Source organism: Streptomyces sp. NPDC005496, from assembly GCF_042872045.1.
GTDB lineage: Bacteria > Actinomycetota > Actinomycetes > Streptomycetales > Streptomycetaceae > Streptomyces.
On record NZ_JBIAJQ010000014.1, the window covers coordinates 132,672 to 157,025 of the forward strand.

The 24,354-nt window shown below is 72.2% G+C and carries 18 protein-coding genes; 7 read left to right on the plus strand and 11 right to left on the minus strand.

What is annotated here, in order from left to right; all coding sequences use genetic code 11:
- Nucleotides 1–24 precede the first annotated feature (24 nt).
- The 7 genes from fahA (at nt 25) to ACFYQQ_RS34855 (ending at nt 8,821) form a co-directional block, all read left to right on the plus strand.
- Complete coding sequence (gene fahA / locus ACFYQQ_RS34825) at nt 25–1,257, plus strand: fumarylacetoacetase (RefSeq protein ID WP_355786554.1); 1,233 nt, start codon at nt 25–27, stop codon at nt 1,255–1,257.
- A 311-nt stretch (nt 1,258–1,568) separates the two neighbouring features.
- Complete coding sequence (locus ACFYQQ_RS34830; RefSeq protein ID WP_355786557.1) at nt 1,569–2,348, plus strand: GntR family transcriptional regulator; 780 nt, start codon at nt 1,569–1,571, stop codon at nt 2,346–2,348.
- A 96-nt stretch (nt 2,349–2,444) separates the two neighbouring features.
- On the plus strand, nt 2,445–2,672 hold the full coding sequence (locus tag ACFYQQ_RS34835) for a ferredoxin family protein (RefSeq protein WP_010986276.1): 228 nt from the start codon (nt 2,445–2,447) through the stop codon (nt 2,670–2,672).
- 48 nt (nt 2,673–2,720) lie between these two features.
- Nucleotides 2,721–4,067, plus strand: coding sequence for an ABC transporter substrate-binding protein (locus ACFYQQ_RS34840; protein ID WP_388906638.1), 1,347 nt, complete (start codon nt 2,721–2,723; stop codon nt 4,065–4,067).
- Nucleotides 4,064–4,975 carry an ABC transporter permease gene (locus ACFYQQ_RS34845; RefSeq protein ID WP_355791371.1) on the plus strand — a complete coding sequence of 304 codons (912 nt, stop codon included), beginning with the start codon at nt 4,064–4,066 and terminating at the stop codon, nt 4,973–4,975. The genes ACFYQQ_RS34840 and ACFYQQ_RS34845 overlap by 4 nt, the downstream gene beginning before the upstream one ends.
- Nucleotides 4,959–5,957, plus strand: coding sequence for an ABC transporter ATP-binding protein (locus ACFYQQ_RS34850; RefSeq protein ID WP_355791373.1), 999 nt, complete (start codon nt 4,959–4,961; stop codon nt 5,955–5,957). Before ACFYQQ_RS34845 ends, ACFYQQ_RS34850 begins: the two co-directional genes overlap by 17 nt.
- Before the next feature lie 11 nt (nt 5,958–5,968).
- Nucleotides 5,969–8,821, plus strand: coding sequence for a fumarate reductase/succinate dehydrogenase flavoprotein subunit (locus ACFYQQ_RS34855; RefSeq protein ID WP_388906548.1), 2,853 nt, complete (start codon nt 5,969–5,971; stop codon nt 8,819–8,821).
- A 36-nt stretch (nt 8,822–8,857) separates the two neighbouring features.
- On the opposite strand, the gene recQ is transcribed toward ACFYQQ_RS34855, so the two are convergent.
- The 11 genes from recQ to nuoE form a co-directional block, all read right to left on the minus strand.
- Nucleotides 8,858–11,110: a DNA helicase RecQ gene (gene recQ / locus ACFYQQ_RS34860; RefSeq protein WP_388906551.1), complete on the minus strand. Its 2,253-nt coding sequence runs from the start codon at nt 11,108–11,110 to the stop codon at nt 8,858–8,860.
- A gap of 237 nt (nt 11,111–11,347) precedes the next feature.
- On the minus strand, nt 11,348–12,997 hold the full coding sequence (nuoN, locus tag ACFYQQ_RS34865; protein WP_356167088.1) for an NADH-quinone oxidoreductase subunit NuoN: 1,650 nt from the start codon (nt 12,995–12,997) through the stop codon (nt 11,348–11,350).
- Nucleotides 12,994–14,565, minus strand: coding sequence for an NADH-quinone oxidoreductase subunit M (locus ACFYQQ_RS34870; RefSeq protein ID WP_355786332.1), 1,572 nt, complete (start codon nt 14,563–14,565; stop codon nt 12,994–12,996). Before ACFYQQ_RS34870 ends, nuoN begins: the two co-directional genes overlap by 4 nt.
- A gap of 5 nt (nt 14,566–14,570) precedes the next feature.
- On the minus strand, nt 14,571–16,517 hold the full coding sequence (nuoL, locus tag ACFYQQ_RS34875) for an NADH-quinone oxidoreductase subunit L (RefSeq protein ID WP_355786329.1): 1,947 nt from the start codon (nt 16,515–16,517) through the stop codon (nt 14,571–14,573).
- 14 nt (nt 16,518–16,531) lie between these two features.
- Nucleotides 16,532–16,831, minus strand: a complete 300-nt coding sequence (gene nuoK / locus ACFYQQ_RS34880) for an NADH-quinone oxidoreductase subunit NuoK (RefSeq protein ID WP_006133113.1) — start codon at nt 16,829–16,831, stop codon at nt 16,532–16,534.
- Entirely contained in the window at nt 16,828–17,643 is an 816-nt protein-coding gene (locus ACFYQQ_RS34885; RefSeq protein ID WP_355786325.1) for an NADH-quinone oxidoreductase subunit J, read from the minus strand. Before ACFYQQ_RS34885 ends, nuoK begins: the two co-directional genes overlap by 4 nt.
- Nucleotides 17,640–18,290, minus strand: coding sequence for an NADH-quinone oxidoreductase subunit NuoI (nuoI, locus tag ACFYQQ_RS34890; RefSeq protein WP_355786322.1), 651 nt, complete (start codon nt 18,288–18,290; stop codon nt 17,640–17,642). The genes ACFYQQ_RS34885 and nuoI overlap by 4 nt, the downstream gene beginning before the upstream one ends.
- On the minus strand, nt 18,283–19,659 hold the full coding sequence (gene nuoH, locus ACFYQQ_RS34895; protein ID WP_388906557.1) for an NADH-quinone oxidoreductase subunit NuoH: 1,377 nt from the start codon (nt 19,657–19,659) through the stop codon (nt 18,283–18,285). Before nuoH ends, nuoI begins: the two co-directional genes overlap by 8 nt.
- On the minus strand, nt 19,656–22,160 hold the full coding sequence (locus ACFYQQ_RS34900) for an NADH-quinone oxidoreductase subunit G (RefSeq protein ID WP_356167074.1): 2,505 nt from the start codon (nt 22,158–22,160) through the stop codon (nt 19,656–19,658). Before ACFYQQ_RS34900 ends, nuoH begins: the two co-directional genes overlap by 4 nt.
- On the minus strand, nt 22,157–23,533 hold the full coding sequence (gene nuoF, locus ACFYQQ_RS34905) for an NADH-quinone oxidoreductase subunit NuoF (protein ID WP_355779453.1): 1,377 nt from the start codon (nt 23,531–23,533) through the stop codon (nt 22,157–22,159). The genes ACFYQQ_RS34900 and nuoF overlap by 4 nt, the downstream gene beginning before the upstream one ends.
- A complete protein-coding gene (gene nuoE, locus ACFYQQ_RS34910) occupies nt 23,533–24,354 on the minus strand; it encodes an NADH-quinone oxidoreductase subunit NuoE (RefSeq protein WP_355779494.1) in 822 nt (273 codons plus the stop codon). The genes nuoF and nuoE overlap by 1 nt, the downstream gene beginning before the upstream one ends.

The following is a 24,354-nucleotide window of genomic DNA, read 5'->3' on the forward strand; positions in this document are numbered from 1 at the left end:
AGCACGAAAGCGAGGCAGCACCCGATGCCCCCCTTCGATGTCCCCGAGGGCGACCCCTTCGGTCCGCACAACCTTCCGTACGGCGTGTTCTCCCCGGCGGGTTCCGGCGACCCGGCGGCTCCCGGCGCGCGGCGGGTGGGGGTCCGGCTCGGGGACCGCGTGCTCGACGCGGGCGCCGCGGCGCGGGCCCTCGGCTCCCCCTACGAGGCCCTGCTCGCGCAGCCGAGCCTGAACCCCCTGCTGGCGGCGGGCCCCACGGCCTGGTCCGACGTACGGCGCGCCCTCACCGCGTGGGTGACGGTCCCGGCCCACCGGGAGACGATCGAGCCCCTGCTGCACCCGCTCTCCGAGGTGACCCTGCACCTGCCGTTCGAGGTCGCGGACTACGTCGACTTCTACGCCTCCGAGAACCACGCCCGCAACGTCGGGCAGATCTTCCGCCCGGACGCCGAGGACTCCCTCACGCCCAACTGGAAGCACCTGCCGATCGGTTACCACGGCCGGTCCGGCACCGTCGTGGTGTCGGGGACCGACGTGATCCGGCCGTCGGGCCAGCGCAAGGCCCCCGCGGACGCGGCCCCGGTGTTCGGCCCGTCGGTGCGCCTGGACATCGAGGCGGAGGTCGGCTTCGTCGTCGGCGCCCCCTCCGCGCCGGGCGCCCCGGTCCCCCTGTCGGCCTTCCGCGACCACGTGTTCGGCCTCTGCCTCCTCAACGACTGGTCGGCGCGCGACATCCAGGCCTGGGAGTACGTCCCGCTCGGGCCCTTCCTCGGCAAGTCCTTCGCCACCTCGGTGTCGGCCTGGATCACCCCGCTCGACGCGCTGGAGGACGCCCGGGTCGCGCCGCCCGCGCGCACCCACCCGCTGCTGCCCTACCTGGACGACTCCGCCGAGGACCCCGGCGGCTACGACCTGCGGATCTCCGTGGCCATCAACGGCCACACGGTGTCCGAGCCGCCCTTCTCCACCATGTACTGGACCGCGGCACAGCAGTTGACGCACATGACGGTCAACGGGGCGTCCCTGCGGACCGGCGACCTGTACGGGTCGGGGACGGTCAGCGGTCCCACCGAGGGTGAACGCGGTTCCCTGCTGGAGCTCACCTGGAACGGCCGCGACGCCCTCGAACTCCCCGACGGCAAGCGGACGTTCCTGGAGGACGGCGACGAGGTCACCCTCACGGCCTGGGCCCCCGGTCCGGGCGGCACCCGGGTCGGACTGGGCGAGGTGACCGGCAGGATCGTCCCGAGGGGCTGACCACCGCCGGGCCGCGGCGGTGACGCACACACGCGAACCGCTGCGCGCTCCACCGGCGCCGGGACGGAGGGTGACGGCGACGGTGACGGTGACGGGGGCGGCGGTGCACCCGGCGACGGCGCGGACCGGGCGGGGCCTGCGGGGTGGCACCGGCGGTGGCTGTGCCGGTGGCGCCGGCAGTGGCCGTGCCGGTGGCAGATCTTGCCCGGTGGATGAAAGAACCGCAGGTCAGACCGGTCCCGCTCCATGGCGCAGGTGGCGCAACACTGCGGCAACACCACGGCCCGCACCCCGTGGGTATGGTCCCTCGCATGCCCACCGAACGTATCCGAGAGCACGCCGGAGCAGGCGCGACCACCGTCGCCGCCCGCCGGCGGCGGCTGCGTGCGGACCGGGCGAGGCAGCTCGCCGACCTGCTGCGCCATCAGGTGCTGGCCGGCGGCTTCCCGGACGGCACGCTCCCGCACGAGGCGGCGATCGGTGACGACTACCGCGCCTCCCGCAACACCGTCCGCCAGGCCCTGGACCTGCTGCGCGCCGAGGGCCTGGTCACCCGGGTGCCCGGCGTCGGCACGGTCGTCGCCGCCCAGAAGTACGCGCACGGACTCGACCGGCTGATGGGACTCGCGGAGACCCTGCGCGAACACGGCCAGGTCAGCAACGAGGTGCGGACCGCCGGCCCGGTCGCCGCACCGGCCCCGGTCGCCGAACGCCTGGGCGTGCCGTCCGGCTCCGACGTCCTCTACATCGAGCGCCTGCGCCGCCTGGACGGTCTGCCCCTCTCCCTCGACCTCACCTACATCCCCCTCGACATCGGCACCGCCCTGCTCGGCGCCGACCTGGAGAACACGGACGTCTTCCGGCTCCTGGAGTCGATCACCGGCCGGCCGCTCGGGCACGCCGAGATCACCCTGGAGGCCGTGAACGCGGACGCGCACTCCGCGGCCGTACTGGAGGCACCGCGCGGCACGGCCGTGCTGATGCTGGAACGCCTCACCCATCTCTGTGACGGCCGCCCCGTCGACCTGGAGTTCATCCGCTTCCGCGGCGACCGCATCACCATGAGCGGTCAGTTGCGCCGCCTGCTGTAGTCCCGCCCGCCGCGGGCGGCCCCGCCGCGGCGCCCCCGCTCCGGTGCCGCGCCGTCCCGCGGCCACCTTCCCGCGTACCGATTCCTGGAGACAGCCATGCCTTTGGCGCCCCAGCGGGCCGACGTGCCCGTGACCATCGACGAGTCGAAGTGCATCGACGGCTGCACCCTCTGCGTCGACATGTGCCCGCTGGACTCCCTCGCCATCGACGAGAGCAACGGCAAGGCGTACATGCACGTCGACGAGTGCTGGTACTGCGGCCCGTGCGCGGCCCGCTGCCCCACCGGCGCCGTCACGGTCAACATGCCCTACCTGCTCCGCTGACCCCTCGAACCGCACCGGTGGAAGGCCCCGACTCCCATGCGAACTCCCCTGAAGCGCACCGCGGCCGCGGCGACCGCCGCCCTGATCCTGCTCCCCCTCGCCGGCTGCGGCGGTGACGCCGAGGCCGGCGACGGCTCCACCGTCACCGTCACCGTCGGCTACCAGTCCAAGACGATCAACACCGTCACGGCGGGCACCCTGCTCCGCTCCCTCGGCTACTTCGAGCGGGAGCTGAACGCCCTCGGCGACGGCACCACCTACAAGGTGGCCTGGCAGGACTACGCGACCGGCGCCCCGATCACCGCCCAGATGACCGCCGGGAAGATCGACATCGGCTCGATGGGCGACTTCCCGCTGCTCATCAACGCCGCGCGCGGACGGCAGCTCGACCGCCCGACGCGGCTCGTCTCCGTCACCGGCTACAACCTGAGCGGCGGCCTCAACACCATCGTCACCGCGCCGGACTCCAAGCTGGACTCCCTCGCCGACCTGCGCGGCAAGAAGGTGTCGACGAGTGTCGGCTCGGCCGCCGACGGCACCCTCGTCCGGGCGCTGCGGCGCGCCGGGATCGACCCCGAGAAGGGCATCCGCAAGCTCAACCAGCAGCCCGCGGTGGGCGCTTCCGCGCTCTCCGCCGGCAGTGCCGACGCCCTCTCCCAGTTCGTCGCCTGGCCCGGCCTGCTCGCCCACCAGGGCAAGGCGAAGGCCCTGTACGACGGCGCCGCGCTGAAGCTGCCGACGTTCCACGGCGTCACCGCCCGCGAGGACTTCGCGCGGCGGCGCCCCGCCGTGCTGGAGGCCTTCCTCAAGGCCCAGTCGAAGGCGACGGACTACCTGCACGGCCATCCGGTGACCGCTGCGGAGAAGGTCGCGAAGGCCACCGGCCTGCCCGCCGAGGTCGTCTACCTCTACAACGGCGCGCACGGCATCGCCACCTTCGGCCCCGCCCTCAAGCCCCCGCTCGTCGCCGCGCTCAAGAAGGACGTCTCCGTCCTGAGGTCGGCGAAGCTCGTCGGGGACGTCGACGTGGACGCCTTCGTCGACGACCGGTACGTGAAGAAGGCACTGGGGTCCGCCGCGTACGCCGACGCCCTCGCCGCCGGACCCTCGCCGGCCGCGGGCGAGGTGTGGCCGAAGGGCGCCAGCACGACGCGTACGTTCGCCTCCGCCGGCGCCCTCCTGCGGCACGTCGCCCGGCACCGCGACGCCGTCCGCGCCGCGTACGTCGCCGACGCCACGACCGGCACCCCCTGGTTCGCGGACAAGGCGGTGTGGGTGGCGGACGGCGACGACCTGCGGCCGTTCGTCACGGCCGCGACCGCCCGGGCGTACGTCACCGGTCACCCGGGCGCCCGCACCCTCACGTACGCCGAGGCCCTGGAGCGGGCGTCGTGACCGGGCACCCCGAGTACGGCACCGGGGCCCGCGGCCGGGCCGGCCGGTACGCGCTGCGCGCCGTCTCCCTCGCCGCCGCCCTCACCGCCTGGCAGCTGCTGACCAGCCTCGACGTCGATCTCTGGCTGCGTTTCTCGCAGTTCCCCACCGTCGCCGACGTGGCGCGCGCCTTCGGCGGCCGGCTCGGCGGGGACGACTACTGGACGGACCTCACCGACAGCCTCACCCGCATCCTCACCGGCTTCCTCCTGGCCGCCGTCCTGGGTGTCGCCACGGGCGTGGCGGTGGCCCGCTCCCGCGTCGCCGAGGACCTGCTCGGTCCCGTCCTGGAGGTGGTCCGCCCCATCCCGGCCATCGCGCTGGTCCCCGTCGCCATCCTGCTGTTCCCCAGCAACGAGCAGGGCATCGTCTTCATCACCTGCGCCGCCGCGTTCTTCCCCGTCCTGGTCTCCACCCGGCACGCGGTGCGCGCGCTGGCCCCCGTCTGGGAGGAGGCCGTGCGCACCATGGGCGGCGGCCGGTGGCGGATCCTGCGCTCCGTGGTGCTGCCGGGCGCGCTGCCCGGGATCTTCGGCGGGCTGTCCGTCGGCATCGGCGTCTCGTGGATCTGCGTGATCTCCGCCGAGATGATCTCCGGCGAGTACGGCGTCGGCTACCGCACCTGGCAGGACTACACGGTCGTCGACTACCCCGGCGTCTTCGTCGGCATGGTGACGATCGGTCTGCTCGGCTGGCTCACCTCCACGGCCGTCGAACAGGTCGGCCGCTGGTCCACCCGGTGGCTGCCCCGCACGGAATACGTCCCCGGAGCCCGGGTGCGCACTCCCGCGCCGGCCCCCGTCCCCCCGCCCGCGCGGACGACCGCACCCGTACCCGCGAAGGAGGCCCGGGATGAACACCTCGTCTAGGGCGACCGGCCCGTCCGGGGCATACCCGGCGACCGACCCGGCCGAGGAGTCCGGGACTTTCAGTGCCGCCGAGGCGTCCGGGGTGTCCGGTGCCACCGGTGCCACCGGTGCTTCCGGTGCGTCCGATGCCGCCGGGGCGTCCGGTGCCGCCGCGTCCGAGGCGGCCGGGGCGTCCGGCGCCTCGGTCGCCGGGTTCCTCGCCCCGCCGCACGGAACCCGGCTGACCCTCACCGGCGCCGCGCTGGGCCGCCCCGGCGCCCCGGTCCTCGAAGACGTCGGCCTGGACGTCGCCCCCGGCGAGATCCTGACCGTCGTCGGCCCCTCGGGCTGCGGCAAGTCGACCCTGCTGCGCACCCTCGCCGGGCTGCTGCCCGCCCTCGCCGGCACGGTCACCGAGGACGGCCGCCCCCTGGTGGCCCCCTCCGCCGACCGCGCCCTCGTCTTCCAGGAGGACGCCCTCCTGCCCTGGCGCACCCTGCGCGCCAACATCGAACTCCCGCTGGCCATTCAAGGCTCGTCCCGCGCCGACCGCAGGTCCCAGGCCGACGCCTGGCTCGCCCGCGTCGGCCTCGGCGACCGTGCGCGGCATCTGCCGCACCGCGTCTCCGGGGGCCAGCGCCAGCGCGTCCAGCTCGCCCGCGCCCTGGCCGGACGCCCCCGTGCCGTCCTGATGGACGAACCCTTCGGCGCCCTCGACGCCCAGACCAGGGCCGGCATGCAGGACCTCCTCGTCGAGGTGCTGCACGGCACCGGCGCCACCGTCGTCTTCGTCACCCACGACGTGGACGAGGCCCTGTTCCTCGGCGACCGGGTCGCCCTGCTCGGCTCCACCCGCGCCGGTGGGGGCGACACCGGCGGGTCCGGCACCGCGGGCGGCCTCCTCGCCGTACGCCCGGTACCACGGCCCCGCGAACGCTCCGCACACGACGACCCGGCGCGGCTCGCCCTGCGGCGCGAGGTCCTCACGTCACTCGGCAACTGAAAGGCACGCCCGTGCAGACCCCCGTGGACACCCCTGCGGACACCGGCCGCCGGTCCCTCGCGGACACCCTCCCGGCGATCCCCTCCCTCGCGGACGCCGAGGAGCTGACCTGCGACGTCCTCGTCATCGGCGGCGGCACGGCCGGCACCATGGCGGCACTGACCGCCGCCGAGCACGGCGCGGACGTCCTCCTCCTGGAGAAGGCGCACGTCCGCCACTCCGGCGCCCTCGCCATGGGCATGGACGGCGTCAACAACGCGGTCGTCCCCGGCCGTGCCGAGCCGGACGACTACGTCGCCGAGATCACCCGCGCCAACGACGGCATCGTCGACCAGTCCACCGTCCGCCAGACCGCGACCCGCGGCTTCGCGATGGTCCAGCGGCTGGAGTCCTACGGCGTCAAGTTCGAGAAGGACGAGCACGGCGAGTACGCGGTCCGACAGGTGCACCGCTCCGGCTCGTACGTGCTGCCGATGCCCGAGGGCAAGGACGTCAAGAAGGTCCTCTACCGGCAGCTGCGGCGCCGCGAGATGCGCGAGCGGATCCGCATCGAGAACCGCGTCATGCCGGTCCGGGTGCTCACCGCCGAGGGACGCGCGGTGGGCGCGGCGGGCTTCGACACCCGCACCGGGCGGTTCGTCACCGTGCGCGCCGGGGCGGTCGTCCTCGCGACCGGCGCCTGCGGCCGTCTCGGGCTGCCCGCCTCCGGCTACCTCTACGGCACCTACGAGAACCCCACCAACGCCGGTGACGGCTACGCCATGGCCTATCACGCGGGCGCCGAGCTCACCGGCATCGAGTGCTTCCAGATCAACCCGCTCATCAAGGACTACAACGGCCCCGCCTGCGCCTACGTCGCCAACCCCTTCGGCGGCTACCAGGTCAACCGGCACGGTGAACGCTTCGTCGACTCCGACTACTGGTCGGGCCAGATGATGGCCGAGTTCGCCGCGGAGGTCGCGAGCGACCGGGGCCCGGTGTACCTCAAGCTGAGCCACCTCCCCGAGGAGTCGGTCAGCGCGCTCGAATCCATCCTGCACACGACCGAGCGCCCCACCCGCGGCACCTTCCACGCGGGCCGCGGCCACGACTACCGCACCCACGACATCGAGATGCACATCTCCGAGATCGGCCTGTGCGGTGGCCACTCCGCGTCCGGCGTACGGGTCGACGAGCACGCCCGCACGACCGTGCCGCGCCTGTACGCCGCCGGGGACCTGGCCTGCGTCCCCCACAACTACATGATCGGCGCGTTCGTCTTCGGCGACCTGGCCGGCGCGGACGCCGCCCGCCACCGCGCCTACGAGGGCACACTGCCGCAGGACCAGCTGCGGGAGGCGCACGAGCTGATCTACCGCCCGCTGCGCAACCCGGACGGCCCGCCGCAGCCCCAGGTCGAGTACAAGCTCCGCCGCTTCGTCAACGACTACGTCGCCCCGCCGAAGTCCGGCGCCCGTCTCTCGCTCGCCCTCGACGCCTTCGAGCGGATGCGCGCGGACGTCGCCGCCATGGGCGCCCGCACCCCGCACGAGCTCATGCGGTGCGCCGAGGTCACCTTCATCCGTGACTGCGCGGAGATGGCCGCCCGTGCCTCGCTCGCCCGCACGGAGTCCCGCTGGGGTCTCTACCACGACCGCACGGACCACCCCGCGCGGGACGACGACGCCTGGTTCCACCATCTCGACCTGCGCAAGTCCCCCTCCGGCGCGATGGAGTTCACGGCCCGCCCCGTGGCCCCTTATCTGGTCCCCGTCGAGGGCTTCACCCCCTCCGGGGGCCCGTCCCGCCACCTCGGCGAGGTCCACCCGGAGGGCGTCGCCACCGCCGGGCCACGCGACGCGGCACCGGTGGCGGCGTCAACTCCCGGGGCGGCTCCGGGGGCGACGGGGACGGAACAGTCGGCGTCGGACGACTCCCTCCGCCTCGACGGTGACGCGGGGAGCGCGGGCGCCGAGGGTCGCGCCGGTGACGCGCGCGCGGCGGCCTCACCCCGGCTGCTGGAACTAGTCGCCCTCACCGAGGACGAGCCCGAGCTCTCCGCCGTACGGCCCTATCTGGCCGACCCCGAGCCCGCCGTGCGCCGTGCCGCCGTCGCCCTCCTCACCGAGACGACCCCGCCCGGCACCGGTCCCGCCGTCGGCGCCGCCCTGCGCGACCCCGACGGCGACGTCCGCGCCACCGCCGCCGCGTCGCTGCGCGAACTCGTCGAGACCCTCACCCCCGAACCGGCCCTGCACGACACCCTGGTGCACGCCCTCGCCGGGGAGGACCCCCTCGTCCGCACCACGGCGCTCGACGTCCTGCGCGCCCTGCGCCTCGGCTCCCCCGGCGTCTACGCCGATGCCCTGGACGACCCCGACACCGCCGTCCGCATCGCGGGCGTCCGGGGCCTGGTCTCGGTGGACGCGGCGGGGCCGCTGCTCGCCGCCGCGGGGGACCCGTCCCGCGAGGTCCGCGTCACCGTGGCCAAGGCCCTCGCCGGGGTGAGCCCGTCGGGCGCCGTCGAGGGCGCGCTCGGCCGGCTCACCGGGGACTCCGACGCCCTCGTCCGCGCCGCCGCCTACGAGGCGCTGGCCACCACCGGCTGCCCGCCCGCGCTCGCCGCCCGTGCCGTCGCCGCCGGTACCGATCCGGCCTGGCAGGTCAGGTCGGGCGCCGCCACCGCGCTGTCCGGCGCCGACCCCGAGGTCGCCGTCCCCGCCCTGGCCGGTGCACTCCGGGACCCGAACGCCGACGTCCGCAAGGCAGCCGTCCTCGCACTGGTCCGGCACACCGGGTCCCACGAGGACGCCCGCGCCGCCCTCGCCACGGCCACCTCGGACACCGACGCGGACGTCAGGGCGTATGCCGCACGCGCCCTGTGAGACCGGCGAGATGAGCGGGCCCGAGGGCGCCGCGCCCTACATCCAGTCCTCGGGCTCCGGCTCGGGTCCGTCCAGCTCGGGCCAGTCCGGGTCCGGGACATGAGCGGAACCGGAGCCGGAGGTACGCCCCGTGTCGTCGGAGACGGAAGCGGAGGCGGAGGCGGAGGCGTGCCCAGTCGTACGGCCGCCACCGGAGCCTGAGCTACGGCCCCCACCGGAACGGGCGCCGGAGCCCTCACCGGACCCGGGGCTGCTGTCGGCACCGGAACGGGAAGCGGGGACTTCACTGGACCTGCGGGTCAGTCCCTCATCGGAGCCGGAAGCGGGGCTCTGGCCGGAGCCGCGGGCGGCGCCGTCGCCGGAACCAGAGGTCGGGCTGTCCCCGGCGGCCGGGGCCGCTGTCGTGGCGCCCGCCTCGGCGAGTGCCGCGAGGACTCCCTCCCCGTACGTCGCCAGCTTCTTCTCGCCCACGCCGCCGATCCGGCCCAGCTCCGCCACCGAGGCCGGCGCCGCGGTGGCGATCTCCCGGAGGGTGGCGTCGTGGAAGATGACGTACGCGGGGACGCCCTGCTCCTTGGCCTGGGCCGCGCGCCAGGAGCGCAGGGCCTCGAAGACGGGGACCAGCTCGGCGGGCAGCTCGGCCACGGCGGCCTTGGTCCGCTTCTCGCCCCGGCCGGAACCCGACCGGGAGGTGACCGGCTTCGCCGACTCCTTGCGCAACGGCACCTGGCGCTCGCGCCGCAGCACCGTCCCGCTGGCCTCGGTCAGCACCAGCGTGCCGTAGTCCCCCTCCACCGCGAGCAGGCCCTGGGCCAGCAACTGCCGGACCACACCGCGCCATTCGGACTCCGACAGCTCCTCGCCGATGCCGAACACGGACAGCTGGTCGTGGTCGAACTGGATCACCTTGGCCGTGCGCCGGCCGAGCAGGATGTCGACGATCTGGACCGCGCCGAACTTCTGCCCCCGCTCCCGCTGGAGCCGGACGATCGTCGAGAGCAGCTTCTGGGCGGCGACCGTGCCGTCCCAGGTCTCCGGCGGGGCCAGGCACGTGTCGCAGTTGCCGCAGCGGTCGGCCTGCGGGTCCTGGCCGAAGTAGGCGAGGAGCTGCGAGCGGCGGCACTGGACCGTCTCGCACAGCGCCAGCATCGAGTCCAGGTGGGCGGCGGCCCGGCGGCGGAACGCCTCGTCGCCCTCGCTGCCCTGGATGAGCTTGCGCTGCTGCACCACGTCCTGCAGCCCGTAGGCCATCCAGGCCGTGGACGGCAGTCCGTCGCGTCCCGCGCGGCCGGTCTCCTGGTAGTAGCCCTCGACGGACTTGGGGAGGTCGAGGTGGGCGACGAACCGCACGTCCGGCTTGTCGATGCCCATGCCGAAGGCGATGGTCGCGACGACGACCAGCCCCTCCTCCCGCAGGAAGCGCGACTGGTGGGCCGCGCGGGTGCCCGCGTCCAGCCCCGCGTGGTACGGCACGGCCTCGATGCCGTTGCGCGAGAGGAACTCGGCGGTCTTGTCGACCGAGTTGCGCGAGAGGCAGTACACGATGCCCGCGTCGCCCGCGTGCTCCTCACGCAGGAAGGACAGCAGCTGCTTCTTGGGGTCGGCCTTCGGGACGATGCGGTACTGGATGTTGGGCCGGTCGAAGCTGGCCACGAAGTGGCGGGCGTCCGGCATGCCGAGGCGCTGGGTGATCTCCTTGTGCGTCGCGTGCGTGGCGGTCGCGGTGAGGGCGATGCGGGGGACGTCGGGCCAGCGCTCGCCGAGGAGGGACAGGGCCAGGTAGTCCGGGCGGAAGTCGTGGCCCCACTGGGCGACGCAGTGCGCCTCGTCGATGGCGAAGACCGAGATCTTGGCGCGCGAGAGCAGGTCCAGCGTGCCCTGAAGGCGCAGCCGCTCCGGGGCCAGATAGAGCAGGTCCAGCTCGCCGGCCAGGAACTCCGCCTCGACCGTCCGCCGCTCGTCGAAGTCCTGCGTGGAGTTCATGAAGCCCGCGCGCACGCCGAGCGCCCGCAGCGCGTCCACCTGGTCCTGCATCAGCGCGATGAGCGGCGAGACGACGACGCCCGTGCCGGGTCTGACCAGGGCCGGGATCTGGTAGCAGAGGGACTTGCCGCCGCCGGTCGGCATGAGGACGACGGCGTCGCCCCCGTCGACCACGTGGTCGATGACGGCTCCCTGCTCGCCGCGGAAGGCCTCGTACCCGAAGACTCGGTGCAGCGTGGCCAGCGCCTCGCTCTGTGCCGGTCCCGTCATCGCGTCCGCTCCGGTCACCACAGCTGTCCCGCCCATCCCGCTCATCGCCCGTCGTCCCCCGTATGCCGTGCTTCGCCCACGACAGCCACCATAGGGCTCCGCACCGACAGCCCCGGGAGTTGTCCACAGGCTGCGACCGTCCCGTTCCGTTGCGCCACGCTCCCGCGGCCCGCACATCCGTACAGGTGTCCGACCCGGCGCCGAGTCCGGAACGCGCGCGGGCCCCGGTCCTCCCTGCGGAGGCCGGGGCCCGGCACACGTACACGGTCGGCGTCAGCGGACGAAGACCCCCGCCTGGCCGGCCAGGTCAAGGAAGTACTGGGGCGCCACACCCAGCACCAGCGTGACGGCCACGCCGACCGCGATCGCCGTCATGGTCAGCGGCGACGGCACGGCGACCGTGGGGCCCTCGGGGCGCGGCTCGCTGAAGAACATGAGCACGATGACGCGGATGTAGAAGAAGGCCGCGATCGCCGACGAGATCACACCGACGACGACCAGCGCACCCGCACCGCCTTCCGCCGCCGCCTTGAACACGGCGAACTTGCCCGCGAACCCGGAGGTCAGCGGGATGCCCGCGAAGGCCAGCAGGAAGACCGCGAACACGGCCGCCACCAGCGGGGACCTGCGTCCGAGCCCCGCCCACTTGGACAGGTGGGTGGCCTCGCCGCCCGCGTCCCTGACCAGGGTCACGACCGCGAAGGCGCCGATCGTGACGAAGGAGTACGCGCCCAGGTAGAACAGCACGGACGAGACCCCGTCGGGCGTCGTGGCGATGACACCCGCGAGGATGAAGCCCGCGTGCGCGATGGACGAGTACGCCAGGAGCCGCTTGATGTCGGTCTGGGTGATCGCGACGATCGCGCCGCCCAGCATGGTGACGATCGCGACGGCCCACATGACCGGCCGCCAGTCCCAGCGCAGGCCGGGCAGGACGACGTACAGCAGGCGGAGCAGGGCGCCGAAGGCGGCCACCTTCGTCGCCGCGGCCATGAAGCCGGTGACCGGGGTGGGCGCGCCCTGGTAGACGTCCGGGGTCCACATGTGGAACGGCACGGCGCCGACCTTGAACAGCAGGCCCATGACGACCATCGCGACGCCGATCAGCAGCAGCGCGTCGTTGCCCATGGTGCCGGCGAGCGCCGGGTCCACGTTCTGCACGGTGCCGTCGACGACCTGGGCGACCGTCGCGTACGACACCGAGCCCGCGTACCCGTACAGCAGGGCGATGCCGAACAGGGTGAACGCGGAGGCGAAGGCGCCGAGCAGGAAGTACTTGACGGCGGCCTCCTGCGACATGAGCCGCTTGCGGCGGGCCACGGCGCACAGCAGGTACAGCGGGAGGGAGAAGACCTCCAGCGCGATGAACAGCGTCAGCAGGTCGTTCGCCGCGGGGAAGACCAGCATGCCGCCGACCGCGAAGAGCAGCAGCGGGAACACCTCGGTGGTGGTGAAGCCCGCCTTGACGGCGGCCTTCTCGCTGTCGCTGCCGGGCACGGACGCGGCCTGTGCGGCGAAGGAGTCGACGCGGTTGCCGTGCGCCTCCGGGTCGAGCCGGCGCTCGGCGAAGGTGAAGACGCCGAGCACCGCGGCGAGCAGGATCGTGCCCTGCAGGAAGAGCGCGGGTCCGTCCACGGCGATGGCGCCCATGGCCGCGATGTGCGCCTTCGTCGTGCCGTATCCGCCGGCGGCGAGCGCCACGACCGCGGCGAACGCGGCGGCGAGCGCGACGACGGACACGAACACCTGGGCGTAGTAACGGGACTTGCGAGGCACGAACGCCTCGATCAGGACCCCGATGACCGCCGCCCCGATGACGATCAGGGTGGGCGACAACTGCCCGTATTCGATCTTCGGCGCGTCGATCTTCGAGATCGGGTCGGCCGCGTTTGTCCACAGGCTGTGGACGGCTACTGCGCTCACTTGGCCGCCTCCACCTCGGGCTTGGGGTCCTTCTTGTGTACGTCTGACATGGTCTGCTGGACCGCCGGGTTGACGATGTCGGTGAGCGGCTTCGGGTAGACGCCCAGGAAGATCAGCAGCGCGATCAGCGGGGCGACGACCAGGAGCTCACGCACCCTGAGGTCGGGCATCTCCGAGACTTCCGACTTCACCGGGCCCGTCATCGTCCGCTGGTAGAGGACGAGCGTGTAGAGCGCGGCGAGGACGATGCCGAAGGTGGCGATGATGCCGATGGCCGGGTAGCGCGAGAACGTGCCGACCAGCACCAGGAACTCGCTGACGAACGGCGCGAGTCCGGGCAGCGAGAGGGTCGCGAGACCGCCGATCAGGAGCGTGCCGGCGAGCACCGGCGCGACCTTCTGCACCCCTCCGTAGTCGGCGATCAGACGCGAGCCGCGCCGCGAGATCAGGAAGCCGGCCACCAGCATCAGGGCGGCCGTCGAGATCCCGTGGTTGACCATGTACAGCGTCGCGCCGGACTGGCCCTGGCTGGTCATCGCGAAGATGCCGAGGATGATGAACCCGAAGTGCGAGATGGACGCGTAGGCCACCAGCCGCTTGATGTCGCGCTGGCCGACCGCGAGCAGCGCCCCGTAGATGATGCTGATCAGCGCCAGTACGAGGATGACGGGCGTCGCCCACTTCGAGGCCTCCGGGAACAGCTGGAGGCAGAAGCGCAGCATCGCGAAGGTGCCGACCTTGTCGACCACCGCGGTGATCAGGACGGCGACCGGGGCCGTGGCCTCACCCATCGCGTTCGGCAGCCAGGTGTGCAGCGGCCACAGCGGCGCCTTCACCGCGAAGGCGAAGAAGAAGCCGAGGAAGAGCCACCGCTCCGTGCTGGTCGCCATGTCCAGCGAGCCGTTGGCCCGGGCCTCGGCGATCTCCTGGAGCGAGAAGTTCCCGGCGACCACGTAGAGGCCGATGACGGCGGCCAGCATGATCAGGCCGCCCGCCAGGTTGTAGAGGAGGAACTTCACGGCGGCGTACGAGCGTTGTGTCGCCGCCACCGCGTCCCCGTGCTCGTGCGCACGGTCCCCGAAGCCGCCGATGAGGAAGTACATCGGGATGAGCATGGCTTCGAAGAAGATGTAGAAGAGGAAGACGTCGGTGGCCTCGAAGGAGATGATCACCATCGCCTCGACGGCCAGGATCAGGGCGAAGAAGCCCTGGGTCGGCCGCCAGCGGCTGCTTCCGGTCTCGTGCGGGTCGGCGTCGTGCCAGCCCGCGAGGATCACGAACGGGATCAGCAGGGCGGTCAGCGCGACGAGCGCCACCCCGATGCCGTCCACGCCCAGTTCGTACCGGACCCCGAAGTCCGCGATCCAGGAGTGGGATTCGGTGAGCTGGTAACGGTCGCCGCCCGGTTCGAAGCGGACCAGGACGACCGCGGCGAGGACCAGGGTGGCGAGCGAGATCAGCAGCGCCAGCCATTTGGCTGCGACGCGTCGCGCGGCCGGCACCGCGGCCGTGGCGATCGCCCCGAGGGCCGGGAGCGCCGCCGTCGCTGTCAGCAGGGGAAAGGACATCGGTATCAGACCGCCCTCATCAGCAGGGTCGCGGCGATGAGGACCGCCGCACCGCCGAACATCGAGACCGCGTACGAGCGCGCGTAGCCGTTCTGCAGCTTGCGCAGGCGCCCGGAGAGCCCGCCGACCGAGGCCGCCGTGCCGTTGACCACGCCGTCGACCAGGGTGTGGTCGACGTACACCAGGGAGCGGGTGAGGTGCTCCCCGCCGCGCACCAGCACGACGTGGTTGAAGTCGTCCTGGAGCAGGTCGCGCCGGGCGGCCCGGGTGAGCAGGGAGCCGCGCGGGGCGACCACCGGGACGGGGCGGCGCCCGTACTGGGCGTAGGCGACGGCGACACCGACGACGAGGACCACCATCGTGGCGAGCGTGACCGTCAGGGCGCTGAGCGGCGAGTCGCCGTGCTCGTGCCCCGTGACCGGCTCCAGCCAGTGCAGGAAGCGGTCGCCGATGCTGAAGAACCCGCCCGCGAAGACCGATCCGAAGGCCAGCACGATCATGGGGATCGTCATGGACTTCGGCGACTCGTGGGGGTGCGGTTCCGCGTGCTCGCCGTGCTGCTCCGCCGCGGGCTCCACGCTCGGCTCGGCCGGGGAGGGCGTCGGCGTGTTCCGCCAGCGCTCCTCGCCGAAGAACGTCATCAGCATCACGCGCGTCATGTAGTACGCGGTGATCGCGGCGCCCAGCAGGGCCGTGCCGCCGAGGATCCAGCCCTCGGTGCCGCCCTTGGCGAAGGCCGCCTCGATGATCTTGTCCTTGGAGAAGAAGCCGGACAGGCCCGGGAAGCCGATGATGGCCAGGTAGCCGAGGCCGAAGGTCACGAAGGTGACCGGCATGTACTTCCGCAGGCCGCCGTACCGGCGCATGTCGACCTCGTCGTTCATGCCGTGCATGACCGAACCGGCGCCGAGGAAGAGCCCGGCCTTGAAGAAGCCGTGCGTGACCAGGTGCATGATCGCGAAGACGTAGCCGATGGGGCCGAGTCCGGCCGCCAGCACCATGTAGCCGATCTGCGACATGGTCGAGCCGGCCAGCGCCTTCTTGATGTCGTCCTTCGCGCAACCGACGATCGCACCGAAGAGGAGCGTGACGGCGCCGACGACGGTGACGACCAGCTGCGCGTCCGGCGCGGCGTTGAAGATCTCGCCGGAGCGGACGATCAGGTAGACGCCCGCGGTCACCATGGTCGCGGCGTGGATGAGGGCCGAGACCGGGGTCGGGCCCTCCATCGCGTCGCCGAGCCAGGACTGCAGCGGCACCTGGGCCGACTTGCCGCAGGCGGCCAGCAGCAGCATCAGGCCGATGGCCGTCAGCTTGCCCTCACCGGAGTCGTCCACGCTGCTCAGCACCGGCCCGAAGGCGAAGGTCCCGAAGGTCGTGAACATCAGCATGATGGCGATCGACAGGCCGACGTCGCCGACGCGGTTGACCAGGAAGGCCTTCTTCGCGGCGGTGGCGGCGCTCGACTTGTGCTGCCAGAAGCCGATCAGCAGGTACGAGGCGAGGCCGACGCCCTCCCAGCCGACGTACAGCAGGAGGTAGTTGTCGGCGAGGACGAGCAGCAGCATCGCCGCGAGGAACAGGTTCAGATAGCCGAAGAAGCGGCGGCGCCGCTCGTCGTGCTCCATGTACCCGATCGAGTACACGTGGATCAGCGAGCCGACGCCGGTGATCAGCAGCACGAACGTCATCGACAGCTGGTCGAGCTGGAAGGCGACGTCCGCCTGGAAGCCCTCGACGGGCACCCAGCTGAACAGGTACTGCGTCAGGGTCCGGTGCTCGGCGTCCTTGCCCAGCATGTCGGCGAAGAGGACCGCGCCGATCACGAAGGACGCGGACGCGAGGATCGTGCCGATCCAGTGCCCGACGGCGTCCAGCCGGCGGCCGCCGCACAGCAGTACGGCCGCTCCGAGCAGAGGCGCCGCCACCAGCAGCGCAATCAAGTTACCCACGATTCAGCGACCCCTTACAGCTTCATCAGGCTGGCGTCGTCGACCGAGGCCGAGTGGCGGGAACGGAACAGCGACACGATGATCGCGAGTCCGACCACGACCTCCGCGGCGGCGACGACCATCGTGAAGAAGGCGATGATCTGGCCGTCGAGATTGCCGTGCAGGCGGGAGAAGGCGACGAACGCGAGGTTGCAGGCGTTGAGCATCAGCTCGACGCACATGAACACCACGATCGCGTTCCGCCTGATGAGCACACCGGTGGCGCCGATCGTGAACAACAGGGCGGCGAGATACAGGTAGTTGACCGGGTTCACTTGGGACCCTCCCCTGTCTTCGTGCGCTCCAGGCGCTCCTCGGCGCGCTGCTCCAGGGCCTTCAGGTCGTTCAGTGCCTCGGTCGACACGTCACGGATCTGGCCGCGCTCGCGCAGCGTCTTGTTGACCGTCAGCTCCGACGGCGTGCCGTCGGGCAGCAGGCCGGCGATGTCCACCGCGTTGTGCCGGGCGTAGACACCGGGCGCCGGCAGCGGCGGCAGGTGCTTGCCCTCGCGGACGCGCTCCTCGGACAGCTGGCGCTGGGTCTTGGCCCGCTCGGTGCGCTCGCGGTGCGTCAGCACCATGGCGCCGACGGTGGCGGTGATGAGCAGCGCGCCGGTGATCTCGAAGGCGAACACGTACTTCGTGAAGATGAGGGAGGCGAGGCCTTCCACGTTCCCGTTCGCGTTCGCCTGGGCGAGGCCGTTGAAGTCCTTCACCGACGCGTTGCCGATGCCGGCGAACAGCAGGATGCCGAAGCCGAGACCGCAGAGCAGGGCCAGCCAGCGCTGGCCCTTGATGGTCTCCTTCAGCGAGTCCGCCGCCGTGACGCCGACGAGCATGACCACGAAGAGGAACAGCATCATGATCGCGCCCGTGTAGACGACGATCTGCACGACGCCCAGGAAGTACGCGCCGTTGGCGAGGTAGAAGACCGCCAGGATGATCATGGTCCCGGCGAGACAGAGCGCGCTGTGCACGGCCTTCTTCATGAAGACGGTGCACAGGGCGCCGATCACGGCGACGGTGCCGAGGACCCAGAACTGGACAGCCTCTCCGGTGGAGGTGGAGTAGGCGGCGAGCGGCATCATCGGCGGATCACCTTCTCCGACGCCGGTTCGTCCTCGCCGAAGGTGGACGCGGCCTCCTGCGGCACCTCGCCCTGGGAGACGGCCACCTGGCGCTCCGTGCCCGGCGCGGCCTCGGTGACCAGTCCGCGGTAGTAGTCCTGCTCGTCCGTGCCGGGGAAGATCGAGTGCGGGCTGTCGACCATGCCCTCCTCCAGTCCGGCGAGCAGCTGCTCCTTGGTGTAGATCAGATTGGCGCGGCTGCTGTCGGCCAGCTCGAACTCGTTCGTCATCGTCAGCGCGCGCGTGGGGCACGCCTCGATGCACAGTCCGCACAGGATGCAGCGGGCGTAGTTGATCTGGTAGACGCGGCCGTACCGCTCGCCCGGCGAGTAGCGCTCCTCGTCGGTGTTGTCCGCGCCCTCCACGTAGATCGCGTCGGCGGGGCAGGCCCAGGCGCACAGCTCGCAGCCGACGCACTTCTCCAGGCCGTCCGGATGGCGGTTGAGCTGGTGCCGGCCGTGGAACCGCGGGGCGGTGGTCTTCGGCTGCTCCGGGTACTGCTCGGTCAGCCGCTTCTTGAACATGGCCTTGAAGGTCACGCCGAAGCCGGCGACGGGGTTCTGGAAGCCGGGTTTCGTCTGCCCGGTCTCCTTCGGCTCCTCAGCCATCGGACCCCTCCTTTCCGTCACGAGTCCCGCCGAGTGATCCGTCACTCGCAGTATCGGACCCACCACTGACAATCAACTCCCGCTCGCGGCGCGGGCGGCGCCGCGGGACCGGCGGCAGTTCCTGGCCGGGCAGCGGCGGCACGGGGAAGCCGCCGGCCATCGGGTCGAAGGCGGCCGGCTCGGCGGGTGCCTCCTGCTCCTTGGATCCCCGGTCGCGGAAGATGTCCACGACGAACGAGAGCAGCAGCAGGGCGAGGACACCGCCGCCCACGTACAGGGCGATGTCGGCGAAGTCGTAGTTCTCGTTGCGCAGGGTCCGGACGGTCGCGACGAGCATCAGCCAGACCACGGAGACCGGGATCAGGACCTTCCAGCCGAGCTTCATCAGCTGGTCGTAGCGGACCCGGGGCAGCGTGCCGCGCAGCCAGATGAAGAAGAACAGCAGCAGCTGCACCTTCACCGTGAACCAGAGCATCGGCCACCAGCCGTGGTTGGCGCCCTCCCAGAAGGTGCTGACCGGCCACGGGGCCCGCCAGCCGCCCAGGAAGAGCGTCGTGGAGACGGCCGAGACCGTCACCATGTTCACGTACTCGGCGAGCATGAACATCGCGAACTTGATCGACGAGTACTCGGTGTTGAAGCCGCCGACCAGGTCGCCCTCGGACTCCGGCATGTCGAACGGGGCGCGGTTGGTCTCGCCGATCATCGTCACGACGTAGATGACGAAGGAGACCGGCAGCAGCACGATGTACCAGCGGTCGTGCTGCTGCTCCACGATCGTGGACGTCGACATCGACCCGGAGTAGAGGAAGACCGAGGCGAACGCGGCGCCCATGGCGATCTCGTAGGAGATCATCTGGGCGCAGGAGCGCAGACCGCCGAGCAGCGGGTACGTCGACCCGGAGGACCAGCCCGCGAGGACGATGCCGTAGATGCCCACCGAGGCGACCGCGAGGATGTAGAGCATCGCGATCGGCAGGTCGGTGAGCTGCATCGTGGTGCGGTGGCCGAAGATCGAGACCTCGTTGCCGGCCGGCCCGAAGGGGATCACCGCGATCGCCATGAACGCCGGGATGGCCGCGACGATCGGCGCGAGGACGTAGACCACCTTGTCCGCGCGTTTGACGATGACGTCTTCCTTGAGCATCAGCTTGATGCCGTCGGCGAGCGACTGGAGCATGCCCCAGGGGCCGTGCCGGTTGGGGCCGATGCGCAGCTGCATCCAGGCGACGACCTTGCGCTCCCACACGATGGAGAAGAGCACGGTGATCATCAGGAAGGCGAAGCAGAAGACCGCCTTGACGACGACCAGCCACCAGGGGTCGCGGCCGAACATCGAGAGGTCTTCAGCGGCGAGGTACGGAGTCATGCCTCCACCTCCTTGGGGGCCTCGGCAGCGTGCGTCGCCGGGCCGATGTGGACGAGTGCGCCGGGCAGCGCCCCGGTGTCGGAGGCGACGCCCCCTCCGGTGGAGTTCAGCGGGAGCCAGACGACCCGGTCGGGCATCTCGGTGATCCGCAGCGGCAGTTCGACGACTCCGGCGGGGCCGGTGACGGCGAGGAGACCGCCCTCCTCGACGCCCGCCTCGGCGGCCGTGGCGGCCGACACCCGCGCGTGTGCGGCGTGCCGGGTCCCGGCCAGCGCCTCGTCGCCCTCCTGGAGGCGGCCGAGGTCGAGCAGCAGCCGGTGGCCCGCGAGCACGGCCTCGCCGGCGGCGGGCCGCGGCAGCAGCGCAGACGTCTCCAGCGGGTCGTCGGCGCGCGGCCCGTCCCAGGCGCCGAGCCGGTCCAGCTCGGCGCGCGCGGTGCGCAGGTCCGGCAGGCCCAGGTGGACATCCATCGCGTCAGCCAGCATCTGCAGGACGCGCGCGTCGGTGGGCGCGAGACGGCGGGTCATCTGGTCGGGCTTGAGCGCCGCCTCGAAGAGCCGCACCCTGCCCTCCCAGTTGAGGAACGTGCCCGACTTCTCGGCGACCGCGGCGACCGGCAGGACGACGTCGGCGTGGTCGGTGACCTCACTGGGACGCAGTTCGAGCGAGACCAGGAAGGGCACCTCGGCGAGGGCGGCACGCGCGCGTACCGGGTCGGGGAGGTCGTTGACCTCGACGCCCGCCACCACCAGCGCCTGCAGCTCACCGCCGGCGGCGGCGTCCACGATCTGGCCGGTGTCGCGGCCGTAGCGGTGCGGGAGTTCGGCGACGCCCCAGACGGCGGCGACCTCGTCCCGCGCGCGCGGGTCGGTGGCCGGGCGGCCGCCCGGCAGCAGCGACGGCAGCGCGCCCGCCTCGATCGCGCCGCGCTCCCCGGCCCGGCGCGGGATCCACACCAGCCGGGCCCCGGTCGCGGTCGCGGCCCGTACGGCGGCGGTCAGACCGCCCGCGACGGCGGCGAGCCGCTCGCCGACCGCGATGACCGCGCCCTCGGTGCGCAGCGCCTCGGCCGCCCGGGCCCCGTCGCCCTCCAGGCCGACGCCGCTCGCGAGGGCGTCCAGCCACTCGGTCTCGGTGCCGGGCGCGGCGGGCAGCAGCGTGCCGCCCGCCTTCTCCAGGCCCCGGGTGGCGTGCGTGGCGAGCGAGAAGGTCCGCTGGCCGTGTCCCCGCCAGGCCTTGCGCAGCCGCAGGAAGACGCCGGGCGCCTCCTCCTCGGACTCGAAGCCCGCGAGCAGCACGGCGGGCGCCTTCTCCAGGGAGGTGTACGTGACGCCCGTGCCGTCGAGGTCCAGGCCGCGGCCGGCGACCCGGGCCGCCAGGAAGTCGGCCTCCTCGCTGCTGTGCACGCGCGCGCGGAAGTCGATGTCGTTCGTGTCGAGGGCCACCCGCGCGAACTTGCTGTACGCGTAGGCGTCCTCGACGGTCAGCCGGCCGCCGGTCAGCACCCCGGCCCGGCCGCGCGCGGCCGACAGCCCGCGGGCCGCCGCCTCCAGCGCCTCCGGCCAGGAGGCGGGCTCCAGCTCACCGGACGCGCCGCGCACCAGCGGGGTGCCGATCCGGTCCGGCCGCTGCGCGTAGCGGAAGCCGAACCGCCCCTTGTCGCACAGCCACTCCTCGTTGACCTCGGGGTCCTCGGCGGCGAGGCGCCGCATGACCTTGCCGCGCCGGTGGTCGGTGCGGGTCGCGCAGCCGCCGGAGCAGTGCTCGCACACCGACGGCGAGGAGATCAGGTCGAAGGGCCGCGAGCGGAAGCGGTACGCCGCCGAGGTGAGCGCGCCGACCGGGCAGATCTGGATCGTGTTCCCGGAGAAGTACGACTCGAAGGGGTCGCCCTCGCCGGTGCCGACCTGCTGGAGCGCGCCGCGCTCGATCAGCTCGATCATCGGGTCGCCGGCGATCTGGTTGGAGAAGCGGGTGCAGCGTGCGCACAGCACGCACCGCTCGCGGTCCAGCAGCACCTGGGTGGAGATCGGGACCGGCTTCTCGTAGGTCCGCTTGCGGCCCTCGAAGCGGGAGTCGGCCTGTCCGTGGGACATGGCCTGGTTCTGCAGCGGGCACTCGCCGCCCTTGTCGCAGACCGGGCAGTCCAGCGGGTGGTTGATGAGCAGCAGCTCCATCACCCCGTGCTGCGCCTTCTCGGCGACGGGCGAGGTGAGCTGCGTCTTGACGACCATCCCGTCGGTGCAGGTGATGGTGCAGGACGCCATGGGCTTGCGCTGGCCCTCGACCTCGACGATGCACTGGCGGCAGGCGCCGGCCGGGGCGAGGAGGGGGTGGTCGCAGAACCTGGGGATCTCGATGCCGAGCTGTTCGGCGGCCCGGATGACCAGGGTGCCCTTGGGCACGCTGATCTCCACGCCGTCGATCGTCAGCGAGACCAGGTCCTCCGGCGGGATCGCCGCCTCGCCGCCTCCGGAGGGAGCGCTGGTGGTCACTGTCATGCGTTCACCTCCGCGTGCTTGTCCGCCCAGGCGGTCGACTTGGCCGGGTCGAAGGGGCAGCCCCGGCCCGTGATGTGCTGCTCGTACTCCTCGCGGAAGTACTTGAGCGAGGAGAAGATCGGCGAGGCCGCGCCGTCGCCGAGGGCGCAGAAGGACTTGCCGTTGATGTTGTCGGCGATGTCGTTCAGCTTGTCGAGGTCGGACATCGCGCCCTTGCCGGCCTCGATGTCGCGCAGCAGCTGGACGAGCCAGTACGTGCCCTCACGGCACGGGGTGCACTTGCCGCAGGACTCGTGGGCGTAGAACTCGGTCCAGCGGGTGACCGCGCGGACGACGCAGGTGGTCTCGTCGAAGCACTGGAGCGCCTTGGTGCCGAGCATGGAGCCCGCGGCGCCGACTCCCTCGTAGTCCAGCGGGACGTCGAGGTGCTCGTCGGTGAACATCGGGGTGGAGGAGCCGCCCGGGGTCCAGAACTTCAGCCGGTGTCCGGGGCGCATCCCGCCGCTCATGTCGAGCAGCTGGCGCAGGGTGATGCCGAGCGGCGCCTCGTACTGGCCGGGGCTCGCGACGTGGCCGCTGAGCGAGTACAGCGTGAAGCCCGGGGACTTCTCGCTGCCCATCGACCGGAACCACTCCTTGCCCTTGTTCAGGATGGCGGGAACCGACGCGATCGACTCGACGTTGTTCACCACGGTGGGGCAGGCGTAGAGGCCCGCGACCGCGGGGAAGGGGGGACGCAGGCGCGGCTGGCCGCGGCGCCCCTCCAGCGAGTCGAGCAGCGCGGTCTCCTCACCGCAGATGTACGCGCCCGCTCCGGCGTGCACGGTGAGTTCGAGGTCGAGTCCGCTGCCGAGGATGTTCTCGCCGAGGTACCCGGCGGCGTAGGCCTCGCGGACCGCCTCGTGCAGCCGGCGCAGGACGGGGACGACCTCGCCGCGCAGGTAGATGAAGGCGTGCGAGGACCTGATCGCGTAGCAGGCGATGACGATGCCCTCGATGAGGCTGTGCGGGTTCGCGTAGAGGAGGGGGATGTCCTTGCAGGTCCCCGGCTCCGACTCGTCGGCGTTGACGACCAGGTAGTGCGGCTTGCCGTCGCCCTGGGGGATGAACTGCCACTTCATCCCGGTGGGGAAGCCGGCGCCGCCGCGGCCGCGCAGACCGGAGTCCTTGACGTACGCGATGAGGTCGTCCGGCGACATGGCGAGCGCCTTGCGCAGCCCCTCGTACCCCTCGTGCCTGCGGTAGACGTCCAGGGTCCAGGACTTCTCCTCGTCCCAGAACGCCGACAGCACGGGCGCGAGCAGCTTCTCGGGGCTGCTCCCCCCGCCGGCCTCCGGCTGGGAGGTGCCTCCGTATTGAGTGGACAAGGTCATCACTCCCCCTCCTCGGCTGCGGGACCCGCCGGGTGGGACGGGTCGGAGGCCGACGTGTCCTGCGGCGCGTCGTGCGAGCTGAGGTGTTCGGCAGGCGACGGCTCGTGCGGGGTCCCGTCCTGGGGGCCGGAGCCCCGCGGGTGGACCACCCGTGCGGCGCCGGTCTCGCCCTTGGCCAGCCGCAGACCGGTCAGCGAGGCGGGGCCCGCGCTGCCGCCGGCCTCCACGGCGCCCTCGCGCTCGTCGGGGAAGCCCGCCAGGATCCGGGCGGTGTCCTTGAACGTGCACAGGGGGGCGCCGCGAGTCGGCTCGACCCGGGCTCCGGTGCGCAGGTCGTCGACGAGCCGCTTGGCGGAGTCGACGGTCTGGTTGTCGAAGAACTCCCAGTTGACCATCACGACCGGGGCGAAGTCGCAGGCCGCGTTGCACTCGATGTGCTCCAGGGTGACCTTGCCGTCGCCGGTGGTCTCGCCGTTGCCGACGCCCAGGTGGTCCTGGAGCGCCTCGAAGATGGCGTCGCCGCCCATCACCGCGCACAGGGTGTTGGTGCAGACGCCGACCTGGTAGTCGCCGCTGGGCCTGCGGCGGTACATGGAGTAGAAGGTGGCGACCGCGGTGACCTCGGCGGTGGTCAGGCCGAGCATCTCGGCGCAGAACCGCTGTCCGGTGCGCGTGACGTGGCCCTCCTCGGACTGCACGAGGTGCAGCAGCGGCAGGAGCGCGGAGCGGGAGTCCGGGTAGCGGGCGATGATCTCGCGCGCGTCCGTCTCCAGCCGGGTCCGGACGTCGTCCGGGTAGTCGGGCGCGGGCAGTTGCGGCAT

What these genes read in the sequence shown, in the direction of transcription:
- ACFYQQ_RS34830 (WP_355786557.1), top strand. Translation starts at nt 1,569, where the DNA reads ATGCCCACCGAACGTATCCGAGAGCACGCCGGAGCAGGCGCGACCACC.
- ACFYQQ_RS34850 (WP_355791373.1), top strand. Translation starts at nt 4,959, where the DNA reads ATGAACACCTCGTCTAGGGCGACCGGCCCGTCCGGGGCATACCCGGCG.
- nuoH (WP_388906557.1), bottom strand. Translation starts at nt 19,659, where the DNA reads ATGACTCCGTACCTCGCCGCTGAAGACCTCTCGATGTTCGGCCGCGAC.
- ACFYQQ_RS34870 (WP_355786332.1), bottom strand. Translation starts at nt 14,565, where the DNA reads ATGTCCTTTCCCCTGCTGACAGCGACGGCGGCGCTCCCGGCCCTCGGG.
- recQ (WP_388906551.1), bottom strand. Translation starts at nt 11,110, where the DNA reads ATGGGCGGGACAGCTGTGGTGACCGGAGCGGACGCGATGACGGGACCG.
- ACFYQQ_RS34885 (WP_355786325.1), bottom strand. Translation starts at nt 17,643, where the DNA reads ATGATGCCGCTCGCCGCCTACTCCACCTCCACCGGAGAGGCTGTCCAG.
- nuoE (WP_355779494.1), bottom strand. Translation starts at nt 24,354, where the DNA reads ATGCCGCAACTGCCCGCGCCCGACTACCCGGACGACGTCCGGACCCGG.
- nuoF (WP_355779453.1), bottom strand. Translation starts at nt 23,533, where the DNA reads ATGACCTTGTCCACTCAATACGGAGGCACCTCCCAGCCGGAGGCCGGC.
- ACFYQQ_RS34835 (WP_010986276.1), top strand. Translation starts at nt 2,445, where the DNA reads ATGCCTTTGGCGCCCCAGCGGGCCGACGTGCCCGTGACCATCGACGAG.
- ACFYQQ_RS34900 (WP_356167074.1), bottom strand. Translation starts at nt 22,160, where the DNA reads ATGACAGTGACCACCAGCGCTCCCTCCGGAGGCGGCGAGGCGGCGATC.
- nuoI (WP_355786322.1), bottom strand. Translation starts at nt 18,290, where the DNA reads ATGGCTGAGGAGCCGAAGGAGACCGGGCAGACGAAACCCGGCTTCCAG.
- fahA (WP_355786554.1), top strand. Translation starts at nt 25, where the DNA reads ATGCCCCCCTTCGATGTCCCCGAGGGCGACCCCTTCGGTCCGCACAAC.